The sequence below is a fragment of the Streptococcus sp. SO2 genome, from assembly GCF_030440025.1.
Genome location: NZ_JAQFJH010000002.1, coordinates 65,190 through 77,390 on the forward strand (window position 1 = coordinate 65,190; position 12,201 = coordinate 77,390).

Below are 12,201 nucleotides of genomic sequence, written 5' to 3' on the forward strand. Positions count from 1 at the left end.
AGATTTTTCATAGAAAGAAATTGGAACACGGATGAAGCCCTGGATTTAAACTTATCATTAAAATCAGATTTTTCCTCATCCAGTTCCAACTAATTCTCAGGGGTTTAAAGAAACTAGTCTATCTTGTATTCTGACTTTATAGCCTCCAAAAATTCTTTCACATCCTCTACATATCCATGCTTTTCAATTAAACTAGCTAAGAGTTCTAGATTGTGCCCCCGATAGTTGTCATCTCGACGTAGTTCTTCATACATTTCGATAAAAGGAAGACCCTTGGACTTGGCCAATTCTAACTCTGCTTCATAGTCATACGCAACTTTTCGGAATAGAATATTTATCAATTCCCCATCTTCAACCTCTATCACAGCATACTGGGCACGGTGATTTTTTAACGCCTCCCAATTAAAATAGGGCATGCCAATCGACCCTGGATTGATGATTTGTTGCCCTTGACTGCCATAACGAAGCAACTGCTTGTGAACATGACCATAGACTGCCACATCAACTTCATCATCTAGGAGTTGGTCAAATTTCTCTGTATCATTCTCAACTAGCAAGTCACCACCATAGTTCTTATTTGGCAAATTATGAGAAAGAGAAAAACGCAGTCCGTCAACTTCTCTCTTTTCTAGCATAGGTAAGCTTCGTAGCCAGTCAATCGTTGCAGGATCCATTCGCTCCATCAAATACTGCGTCATACGCAAGAGCTGGACTTCCTGTGGGTCTTCCAAGCCATATTGCCCATCTAAAGCCTCAAGGACACAATCATCCCAATTGCCTCGAACACTTGCCGTGATAGGAAGTTCCTTTAACAGAGCGACCAAGTCATTTGCACCTGGACCAGGGAGGAAAATGTCTCCCATGAGCCAATATTCACTGGCTCCTTGAGTTTTAGCATCTGCAATCACTGCTTCTAGTGCCGTTGCATTGCCATGAATGTCTGATAAAATTGCGATTTTATGGTTCATGATGATTTCCTTCCGTTTGGTAATCTACTCTCTCTTCCGCTACTTGAGCCAACTCCACTTCTTCCTGCGGGTTCAACTTTCTCTGAACAGCTTCTGCGACTGCTCTTGGCACCCCAACTTCGACAATCTCATCTACACTGGCTTCCTTGATTTTAGTCAGAGATTTAAAATGCTTCATGAGATTCTGTTTGCGTTTAGGTCCCAGACCGTCAATTCCATCCAATTGAGATGAAAAGGAATTTTTTGAGCGCAGTTGCCGGTGGAAAGTGATAGCAAAGCGGTGTACCTCATCTTGAATGCGTTGGAGGAGAAAGAATTCTTGAGAATTGCGAGACAACTCCACCACTTCCAGCGGATCTCCAAAGAGCAATTCATGGGTTTGGTGCTTATCATTTTTTTGAAGCCCAGCAATGGGAATGTCCAAACCTAGCTCTTCTTGGATGACTTGCTTGGCAATATTGACTTGACCTTGTCCCCCATCAATGACAATCAAATCTGGAGGGGTTAAACCGTCACGCTGTACTCGACCATAACGTCTGCGAATAACCTCTCGCATACTCGCATAATCATCTGGACCGACAACCGTTTTTATCTTGTACTTACGGTAATCCTTCTTACTGGGTTTACCATTGACAAAGACCACCATGGCAGACACCGGACTGGTTCCCATGATATTAGAGTTATCAAAGGACTCGATGCGGACTGGGGTCGGAATTTGAAGCAAGCGTCCCAGATTTTCAATAGCTCCTTGGGTCTTTTCGACAGATTTTTCTAGCAGATTGAACTTTTGCTCCAGACTAACACGGGCATTTTTTATGGCTAGATTGACCAGTTGTTTTTTCTCTCCACGTTGGGGCTTGAAAATCTTGGTATCCACCAAGGCCTTGACGGCTTCTTCGTCAATATCCTGCGGAATCAATACTTCATTGGGAACCAGGTGAGATTTTTCTTGATAGAATTGTCCCACATAGGTCAAGAAGTCCTCATCCGGATCGTTGTAATAAGGGAAAAGATTGACATCCCGCTCGATGAGTTTTCCCTGACGGACAAAGAAAACCTGAACACACATCCAGCCCTTATCCACATAGTAACCAAAGACGTCCCGATTTTGCAAATCTTTCGCCATGACCCGTTGCTTGGTCCGAAGCGTTCCAATGGCCTGAATCAGGTCACGGTATTCCGCCGCACGTTCAAATTCCATGGTCTGAGCTGCCGCAGCCATTTTCCCCTTGAGGTCATCGATGATTTTGTCATCCTGTCCTTTTAGGAAATCAGAAACCTCCTGAGCCATGGACTTGAAATAAGCCTCATCTTTTTTACAGATAGTATGGGCCATACATTGGCCGATATGGTAGTAAAAACAGACCTTAGAGGGCGGGTTGGTACATTTTCGAAAAGGGAAAATCCGGTCCAGTAGACGCTTGATTTCATTTGCTGCCCCTACATCTGGATAGGGACCAAAGTAGAGACCACCGTCCTTTTTGACCTGACGGGTGATAATCAAGCGAGGATATCGCTCATTGGTGATTTTGATGAAAGGATAAGACTTGTCGTCCTTGAGCATGATATTGTACTTTGGCTTATTTTCCTTGATAAGATTGATTTCTAGGAGAAGGGCCTCAATATTGGACTCAGTGACGATAAATTCAAAATCCACAATTTCAGACACCAGAGCCTCTGTCTTGGTATCGTGACTCCCACGGAAATAGGACCGCACGCGATTGCGCAGATTTTTAGCCTTTCCTACATAAATAATGGTGCCGTTTTTATCCTTGTGAATGTAGCAACCGGGGCTGGTCGGCAAGAGCTCCAGTTTTGATTTGATCAAGTTATTCATAGTTCCATTATAGCAAAAAGGCCGTAACAGGACGAACAAAAAGCCCCACCAATCACTTGATGGAGGAGCTTTGATTTCTTTTCTGATTGCACCGACTTCATCTAGTCGCTACTGGTATAGAGTTCTTGAACAGCTTTCACATCCTGAGGCTGAATCCCATAGTAGGAGCCTGCAGGCTGCATAACAGAAGTTTCGTTGCTATGATCCAATCCGATAGCATGTCCCAGCTCGTGCTCCGCCGTATGCACGATCCGTTCATAAGAATAACCATAACTTGGATTGGATAGGTAATGATGATTTAGGCGGACCGTTACAGATATAAATCGATCGGTCAACAGATTGGTTTGACTCTCGGCTTGACCTGCTACAGCGGTCGATCCATCATTCATCTCACTTGCCACAATATCTGCCTGGCTAGGATCCGCAACCACCTCAAAGGTAAAGGCTCCCGTTTGATTCCAGTTTTTTATGGCTTCTGCATAGGCACCTTGGAAGGTCTCATCCATTTGAGGCTCAATATAGATGCGAGCTGAGGCTTGAGCCCACTTGCCTTCTGCATGTTGGTGACTGTCTGTCTGAGACAAGACTTCCAGCCTTCCCGTCTCCTTCCATTGATTCCAGCCACCTTGACCAATCTTGCTCATTTTTTCAACCTGATTGACCGCAGAATGAAAATCACCTGTCAGATACCAAACCACTCCAAAGGCAATGATCAGTAGAATGACCACAGTCCAAACCAGACGCCAGAAGAAACGCCAAATTCCCAAAAGAAATCGGAAGAATAATCGAATAATCCAGAACATGACGCCCCACCTTTCATAAAAATAAGAACCTATCTTGAAATCACATTCTCCTTGATCAAGATAGATTCTCTATTTTACTGAAGAAAGCTGAAAGAAACCTAAAACTAAGATAAACGTTCTTCCAAGACAAAGTCAATTGGTAGAGTAGCTAAAAAACGCTCCAATTGTTTTTCCCAGTAGTACCACTCGTGCTTACCTGGACTATGACTATAGGTCACCTCAAAACCTAGTTTTTTGAGGTTTTTCACTGCGAGGTTATTGGCTGAGTAAAGATAGTCTTGTTCCCCACACCAAGCCCATAGTTTGGTCTTTTTATCGGATTTTGCAGCCATGCTTTCAAGCGAATGAGGACTAGATGTCCAGTCTTTAATCTCTCCAAAAACTCCTCTCCAGTAGGCAAGTGACCCCAGATCCTGACTTCCAGGAGAAAAATCCTGAAAACTGAGCGCACCAGAAAAACTAGCTGCATGAGAAAAACGATTTGTCGATAGAGCGAGTTTGAAGGAACCATATCCTCCCATGGAGAGACCAGCTATAAAGGTCTTTTCTCGCTTGCTGGTCATATTGGGGAAGAAACGTTTCATGACTTGGGGGAGTTCTTCTGCTAGAGCAGTATAGTAGTTATAGCCATACTGAGTATCTGTGTACCAGCCATTGCTAGTATTGGGCATGATAACAATGAGATTGGTTCCACGCAACAAGCGCTCGACATTGGTACGTTTGAGCCAGCTATTTTGGTTTCCTGACATTCCGTGTAAAAGATAAAGGACAGGAATATCTGTGCAATCTAGTTCAGTCACCCGACTAGCATCTGGATAGAGTACGGTAACGCCCCACTCCATATCCAAAACTTTTGAGTAATACTCAATATTCATAACTGCCATGGTTGTCTCCTTTTACTATTCTATAAGAAAAAGCCGAATTTCGACTTTTTCTGTAGGTATTCTGCTTATTATTTTGCTTCCATCACGACTGGCAAGATTGCCGGGCGACGCTTGGTTTGATCAAAGAGGTACTTGGTCAGATTGTCACGAACCTTGCCTTTGAGATCTGCCCAGTCAAAGTCATCACCTTGAAGATACTCTTCTACCGTTTGGTTAATCAATTCGGAACTTTCACGGAGAATATCGCGGCTCTTCTTGAGATAAACAAATCCACGCGTGTGAACACGGGCCTTGGCCACAATTTTCTTCTCACGACGGTTGACAGTGATCGCCACGATAAAGATTCCATCCTCTGACAAGACCTTACGGTCACGAAGGACCACATTTCCAACATCTCCGATAGCATTTCCGTCAATCAAGACATCCCCTGCAGAAACAGCTCCAGCTGGAACAAAGTCTCCATGTTCATAAGACATGGTCGTTCCCTTTTTAGGGATGAAAATGCGTTCTGGCAACATTCCAACTGCCATGGCAGCCTTGGCATGCGCGTCCAACTCACGATACTCTCCTTGGATAGGGAAGAGGTAGTTTGGTTGTAAAAGATTGATCATCAACTGCAAATCACGCGCATTTCCGTGTCCGGATACTCGCAAGCTTTGGGTAATGAGTTTCACCACACCACCAGCTTGGTAGATCATGTTTTCAACACGCGCCATGACGGCTTCTTTGGCGATAGATGGAGTCGTTACGATATAGACCAAGTCCCCGTCTTTGATTTCCACATAGCGGTGGCGACCAATGGACATCTTACGAAGTCCATTAATAGGCTCACCCATACGGCCCGTCTCAAGGATAATCAACTCATGGTCTTCAAAACGAGACATTTCTTTTGGTTTAATCAAGAGACTTTCGTTGGCTAGAGATAATTTTTTGAGACGAATCGCAGTGCGGACGATATTTTCAATATCAAATCCAGTCAGAACAACTCGGCGACCTGTATCTGCTGCAGCATCAAAAACCTGCTGGATACGAGAAAGGTTGCTGGCAACTGCGGCAACGATGATACGACCTTCCCAGTCTGCAATGGTCTGGGTAATTTCGTCTCCAACTTCACTCTCGCTCGCCACCTGGATATTGCTATCAGCATTGGCTGAATCACTGAGGAGCGCCAAGACACCATCACGACCGATTTCTGCCAGACGAGCAAAATCCGTCGCATAGGATTCACTGGCTGTCTGGTCAAACTTGAAGTCGCCTGTGTAAACAATGCTACCTTCAGCTGTTTTCAGGACTATTCCCAAACTTTCTGGGATAGAGTGAGTTGTACGGAAGAAAGAAACCACAGTCCCTCCAAAGTCGATCTCCGTATCTTCATCAATCACATGGAAGTCATTGAATTTCTTAACCGTATCATTTCCTTTGACAAAGAGTTTGGCCAACTCAATGGTCAACTCCGAACCAAACACAGGTACCTTAGCCTCTGCCAAAAGATAAGGCAGGGCACCAATGGCATCCGCATGTCCGTGGGTCAAAAAGACCCCTGCGATACGATCGCTATTTTCAAAAAGGTAGTCCATATTTGGAATGACGACATCAACACCTAGTTGTTCATTTTCAGGGTATTTAAGCCCCGCATCCAAAACAAAAATAGAACCATCGATTTCAGCGATGTACATATTTTTACCATTTTCTCGTACACCACCTAGTGTTGTTAAACTAATATTACTCATTTTCCCTCCGAAACTTCATTTATCTTGATTATAGGGCGAATTTACCCTCTTATTCTAAAAGTTCTAAAACTTCCAGCCGAATCTTTTCCTAACATTATACCATTTTTTTGATTATTTTCAAAACGAAGATCGGTTTTTAACTAGAGATTAGTCACTACTGTGAATCGAATTCTTTTACTTTGACTTCTCTTTTGGAGGCTTCATCTAAGATAATAGAACGATTGTACCATCAAAATTATGGACTTTCTGAATCAATTTGATTTCAGATACCTTTCTCGAACTCTAAATTTTTCTTTTAGTTCAAAACAAGTTAAATTCTTGCCCTTCACCTCTCGACTTGAGATCTATTTTTTTCAAAGACATGGTTTATCTACGTCCAAAAGCGAGAATTACCTGTTCGCTACAAAATCTAAAAAATTTTCAGCAATTAGCCACTAAGATGGAACTTAACGATTGGAAATTTTTTCAAAAAGAAAAAAGACTTAGAAATTCTAAATCTTTTTATCATCTTTAGTTTGGATAGATATAAGTGACGTTACCTAAAAATTCATGAGGATTAAAGAAGCCACGGTAATTCGCAATCTGCTTTTGACGTCTGTAGTTTGCTTCCAATACCTGAATAGAGTTTTCACTTTGAACATCTGTTACATAAGCAACGTGTCCATATTCACCACCGTCCCAAACGGCGATTGCTCCTACTACTGGAATACTTCCTGTCTTATAGCCTTGAGCACTCGCGTAGATTGCCCACGTGTTGGCATTTCCCCACCAGTTGCTTGCCCAAGGAGCCAATTCTTTCACGCCCCATGTACACTGACCAACAGGATAAGAGTTTCCATAGTTTGTTGGAGTCTTTTCGACAACATCTTCTGTATCTGATACCACGTTTGCAGTGCTAGCTGGAGCACTGTAGGTAGAGCTAGCCTGAGCAGAACCACTCACTTCCAATACGTCCCCTGGGTGGATAGTGTCAAAGATGGTTTTTCCATTCAAAGCTGCCAACTCATGCGGATCCATGCCGTTTGCAGTTGCAATGGCATAAAATGAATCACCGTCTTGGACAACGTAAGAGTTCGCATGAACCGTTTGAGCCCCAACTGTAGCCAAAATAGCGGTAGAAGTCAAACCAAGAGTCAGTTTCGTAACTGTTTTTTTCATAACTAGATTCCCCTTATATTTTCTTGATAAGAAAATCATACTTGATTTACATGTCAGTTAGTTTAGAGTTATATTTTAGTCATGTTACAAAAATTTATACTTTTACTACATAAGTTCAATATAAGACAAAGAAAAAGCTGAGATTGGTTACCTCAGCCTCTTTCCATCTATAACTCCATTAAAAAATCATACATTTCTTGCACGGTCCCCAGTGCCATCATTTCTTGATTTTTTACAGTTTGTTTGAGATTTTGGTAAATCTGACTGTCAGCAATTTCCCTTTTCGGCGCTTCTTTATTGACTGTCATGACCCCATCTTTGATTGTCACAAAATCTAGCTCCTCAAATACTTGAATCATCTTGACCAGCAAGATTTGTTGAATATTGAGATAAGCCGCCAAATCCTTTAGCTTGTAGCGAATATCAAACTCTGGAAACTGGTAAATGGTTTTGTACAATTTGGCAAACTGCTCTCTGGTTCCATAACCTGTTAGATAGTAGGCTTTGTCAATGTCGTTCTTGAAATAGACCGCAGAGAAATTTTGTTCCTGAAAAACGGTCTTCAGCAGGGTAATATCTTCTGGAATATTCTTCACAACCACAGCATCACTGGTCGCTAATTCTGGTAATTCTCCAGCAAAGTCCAAGACTGGAACACCTTCTGGCAAGACTGCATTCTTCCCACGAATGTTAAAGAGTTGAACACCTTCCACACGCGCATCCACCATCATCAACTGGAGGGCAGTTTGGCCATTCCATTGGTTGACAGACAGGGTGACTGCCAATTCTAGATTCTTGGTTTGAGCAAACTCTGTCGCCCATCTACCTTGTCCGAAGGCCACCACTTCAAAACTCGCCTCACCCTTGGAAATTTTTAGTTTGAGGTGGGCATTGCCTGCCCCCATAGTACGAGCACTCTCGACATTGAAATCCCTGAGATAAAAAACAGGTTTCTGATTGTCCATCCCAAAAGGTGCTAAACGTTCAAAACTTTTAACCGTTTCTAAGCTAAGTGTCTCCAAATCCAACTCTTCATCTAGATTTAACTTGTTCTTACCACTAGCGTCTGCTCCTTTTTCACGGATATAGTCCTCCAAGACCTGAGATAAATCTGAAAGTTTCTCCACTTCTAGCGTCATTCCTGCTGCACCAGCATGGCCACCAAAGGCGATAAAGAGATCTCGATGGGGATCCAGAGCTTCAAAAATATCGACTGCTTCCACACTACGAGCGCTACCCTTGGCACGACCTTCTTCTATATTAAGAACAATAACTGTCTGCCCTAGTTCTTCCAACAAACGACCAGCGACGATACCCAAAACGCCAGGATTCCAGCCTTCCTTAGCCAAAACCTGGACCTTCTTCTCAGGATCCACCATGGTCTTAGCTTCTTCATAGATAGACTGGACGACTTCCTTACGCTCTTCGTTTTTCTGATGAATCATGAGGGCAATCTCATGCGCTTCCTCGTCGTCAAACCCAGTCAACAAATCAATGGCGGGATTGGGATCATCCAAACGCCCCAAAGCATTTAAACGAGGGGCAATCTGGAATCCAACTGTTTCTTCTGTTACTTCATTAGCAGCAATCCCAGCCATATCTAACATTTCTTGCAGACCGATGCGCTGAGTATGCCCCAACATTTCCAGGCCATATTGAACCAAAATACGGTTTTCATCTGTTAGGCTCACCATATCTGCAATAGTTCCGATGGCGACCAAATCCAGTAGTTCCACTTGCACTTCTTCTAAAAGGGCGCAAGCCAGCTTGAAAGCCACTCCGCAACCAGCCAACTGTTTGAAAGGATAGTCCGCATCTGGATGCTCGGGATGAACAATCGCATAAGCATCTGGCAAGGTTTCAGGCATAGAATGGTGGTCGGTTACAATGACGTCCACTCCCATAGACTGGGCCAGTTCAATGGCCTCGTGACCAGCAACTCCATTATCCACTGTCACAATCAAGGAAATTCCCTCTTGCTCGATAAAGTATTTATAGACACTGGCATTAGGACCGTAGCCATCGGTAAAGCGATTTGGCAGATAAACACGGCACTCGGCGCCCAGCTGTTCCAAACTTTCCTTCACAATCGACGCTGAAGTCATGCCATCCGCATCGTAGTCCCCATAGATGAGAATGTTTTCCCCTTCTTCAATGGCCTGACGAATCCGTTCTACTGCCTTATCCATATCATGGAGCAGATAGGGATCATGTAAGTCCTCTAAAGAAGGTTCTAAAAACTTCTTCAGACTTTCTTCGTCCTGAATCCCTCTCTCAAATAATAAGCGAGCCACCTCAGGACCCAGCCCTGCCTTCTTGGTTATCTTTGTAAAATCCGCATCTTCAACCTGCGGGGCAAACTGCCATTCATAAGTAGGAGTTATCAAAAAAACATCCACTCTTTCTAAGAATTCTATCGTTTCATTATAACATGATTTAGGCATTTTCTCTATCCTGATTGCTTTTTTATAAAATTTTAGTGAATTTTTTTCAGATATGATTTGACAAGAACATTCTTTTGTTGTAGAATCGTGTTATAAAATCTAACACAAAGGAGATCTCTCATGGCTTTAGTAGAATTTAAAAACATCGAAAAATATTACGGAGACTACCACGCACTCCGCGACATCAATCTCCGTTTTGAAAAAGGACAAGTTGTTGTCCTGCTTGGACCTTCTGGTTCTGGGAAGTCCACTCTTATCCGTACTATTAATGGTTTGGAGGCTGTTGACAAAGGAAGTCTCCTAGTCAATGGACACCAAGTAGCAGGTGCCAGTCAGAAAGATTTAGTTCCTCTCCGTAAGGAAGTCGGCATGGTTTTCCAACATTTCAACCTTTATCCACATAAAACAGTGTTAGAAAATGTAACACTTGCGCCTGTAAAAGTTCTAGGAATTGATAAAAAAGAAGCTGAAAAAACAGCCCAAAAATATCTGGAATTTGTAAACATGTGGGACAAGAAAGATTCTTATCCAGCCATGCTATCTGGTGGACAAAAACAACGGATTGCCATCGCACGTGGACTCGCTATGCATCCCGAACTCCTCCTCTTTGATGAACCAACATCTGCCCTTGACCCTGAGACCATCGGAGACGTTCTAGCTGTTATGCAAAAACTGGCACATGACGGGATGAACATGATTATCGTTACCCACGAAATGGGCTTTGCCCGTGAAGTTGCTGACCGTATCATCTTTATGGCTGACGGAGAAGTTTTGGTGGATACGACAGATGTCGATGACTTTTTCGACAATCCAAGCGAACCTCGTGCCCAGCAATTCCTCAGCAAAATTATCAACCACGAAAGTGATAAAGTCAAATAAGGAGGCGCCTATGAAAAAGAAATTCTTTTTATCCGCATTATTGATTAGCCTTTTCGGCCTTGCTGCTGCCAAACCAGTCCAAGCCGATACCAGTGTCGCAGACATTCAAAAAAGAGGCGAACTAATTGTCGGTGTCAAACAAGATGTTCCCAATTTCGGCTACAAGGATCCCAAGACTGGAACCTATTCTGGTATTGAAACGGACTTGGCTAAGATGGTGGCAGACGAACTCAAGGTCAAGGTTCGCTATGTGCCTGTTACCGCACAAACCCGCGGTCCACTACTAGACAACGAACAGGTCGACATGGATATCGCAACCTTCACCATCACAGATGAACGTAAAAAATTATACAACTTCACCAGTCCCTACTATACGGATGCTTCTGGCTTTTTGGTCAACAAATCTGCCAACATCAAAAGCATTGAAGACCTAAACGGTAAAACGATCGGAGTTGCTCAAGGTTCCATTACCCAACGCTTGATTACTGAACTGGGCAAAAAGAAAGGTCTAACCTTTAAATTCGTCGAACTTGGTTCCTACCCAGAATTGATTACTTCCCTTCACGCTCACCGTATTGATGCCTTTTCTGTAGATCGCTCTATCCTGTCTGGCTACATTAGTAAACGGACAGAACTACTAGAAGATAGTTTCAAGCCATCTGACTACGGTATCGTCACCAAGAAATCAAACACCGAGCTCAACGACTATCTTGATACCTTGGTCACTAAATGGATCAAGGACGGTAGTTTGCAGAAACTTTATGACCGTTACAAGCTCAAACCATCTAGCCATACTGCAGATTAAGGAGGACACCCTATGACAGATTTATCATCTTGGACAGCCTATTTTCAGGATTTTGGACAATTTTTCAACGGTTTCCTCTTCACCCTTGCCCTAGCGATTGGATCCTTTATCCTCGCCATGGTTTTGGGCATCTTCTTTGGAGCCATGTCAACTAGCAAGCGCCCATTCTTGCGTGTTTTGGCTCGTATCTTTGTCGAATTTTATCAAAACACTCCCCTCTTGGTGCAGTTTGTCATCGTCTTCTATGGTTTGCCTCTTATCAGTGACCATACCATCATGATTCCGATTTATTGGACCGCTGTACTTTGTGTGGGACTCTATCACGGTGCCTATATCGCTGAGGTTATTCGTTCAGGGATTCAGTCTATTCCTAGCGGTCAGATGGAGGCCGCCTTGTCGCAAGGTTTTACCTATATCAGTGCCATGCGCTTGATTATCTTGCCTCAGGCCTTCCGTATCATTCTCCCACCTTTGACCAATCAAATTGTTAACCTCATCAAGAACACTTCTACCGTAGCTATCATCTCTGGAGTGGACTTGATGTTTGTGACCAAGTCTTGGTCGGCTCTCAACGGAAACTATATCCCAGCCTTTTTAGGCGCTGCTCTTCTCTACTTTGCTCTATGCTTCCCTGTTGCCCAGTTTGGTCGCAAGATGGAGCAAGCCAACAAAAAAGCCTATTCACTTTAGGAG

General features: G+C 43.3%; 10 protein-coding genes. 3 read left to right on the top strand and 7 right to left on the bottom strand.

Annotated features, from left to right (window positions below; genetic code table 11):
• Positions 1 to 113 precede the first annotated feature (113 nt).
• The 7 genes from PCY17_RS02815 to recJ all read right to left on the bottom strand — a co-directional run bounded on the left by PCY17_RS02815 (position 114) and on the right by recJ (position 9,767).
• Complete coding sequence (locus PCY17_RS02815) at positions 114 to 968, bottom strand: metallophosphoesterase (protein WP_301391666.1); 855 nt, start codon at positions 966 to 968, stop codon at positions 114 to 116.
• On the bottom strand, positions 958 to 2,805 hold the full coding sequence (gene uvrC, locus PCY17_RS02820; RefSeq protein WP_301391667.1) for an excinuclease ABC subunit UvrC: 1,848 nt from the start codon (positions 2,803 to 2,805) through the stop codon (positions 958 to 960). Before uvrC ends, PCY17_RS02815 begins: the two co-directional genes overlap by 11 nt.
• 101 nt (positions 2,806 to 2,906) lie before the next feature.
• Positions 2,907 to 3,608, bottom strand: coding sequence for a M57 family metalloprotease (locus PCY17_RS02825; RefSeq protein WP_084881431.1), 702 nt, complete (start codon positions 3,606 to 3,608; stop codon positions 2,907 to 2,909).
• Positions 3,609 to 3,712: 104 nt separating this feature from the next.
• Positions 3,713 to 4,492 (bottom strand): alpha/beta hydrolase family protein, encoded by a 780-nt coding sequence (locus PCY17_RS02830; RefSeq protein WP_301391668.1) that lies wholly within the window; start codon positions 4,490 to 4,492, stop codon positions 3,713 to 3,715.
• A 68-nt stretch (positions 4,493 to 4,560) separates the two neighbouring features.
• A complete protein-coding gene (locus tag PCY17_RS02835) occupies positions 4,561 to 6,222 on the bottom strand; it encodes a ribonuclease J (RefSeq protein WP_000065609.1) in 1,662 nt (553 codons plus the stop codon).
• 510 nt (positions 6,223 to 6,732) lie between these two features.
• Positions 6,733 to 7,380: a CHAP domain-containing protein gene (locus tag PCY17_RS02840; protein ID WP_000754475.1), complete on the bottom strand. Its 648-nt coding sequence runs from the start codon at positions 7,378 to 7,380 to the stop codon at positions 6,733 to 6,735.
• Between the two features lie 167 nt (positions 7,381 to 7,547).
• On the bottom strand, positions 7,548 to 9,767 hold the full coding sequence (recJ, locus tag PCY17_RS02845; RefSeq protein ID WP_162284730.1) for a single-stranded-DNA-specific exonuclease RecJ: 2,220 nt from the start codon (positions 9,765 to 9,767) through the stop codon (positions 7,548 to 7,550).
• Positions 9,768 to 9,944: 177 nt separating this feature from the next.
• Between recJ and PCY17_RS02850 the strand changes: the two genes are divergently transcribed.
• The 3 genes from PCY17_RS02850 to PCY17_RS02860 are packed head-to-tail and all read left to right on the top strand — an operon-like array spanning position 9,945 to position 12,198.
• Entirely contained in the window at positions 9,945 to 10,703 is a 759-nt protein-coding gene (locus PCY17_RS02850) for an amino acid ABC transporter ATP-binding protein (RefSeq protein WP_001229582.1), read from the top strand.
• A gap of 10 nt (positions 10,704 to 10,713) precedes the next feature.
• Entirely contained in the window at positions 10,714 to 11,508 is a 795-nt protein-coding gene (locus PCY17_RS02855; RefSeq protein ID WP_301391669.1) for a transporter substrate-binding domain-containing protein, read from the top strand.
• Between the two features lie 12 nt (positions 11,509 to 11,520).
• Positions 11,521 to 12,198 (top strand): amino acid ABC transporter permease, encoded by a 678-nt coding sequence (locus PCY17_RS02860; RefSeq protein WP_049501479.1) that lies wholly within the window; start codon positions 11,521 to 11,523, stop codon positions 12,196 to 12,198.
• The last annotated feature ends 3 nt before the right edge of the window (positions 12,199 to 12,201 follow it).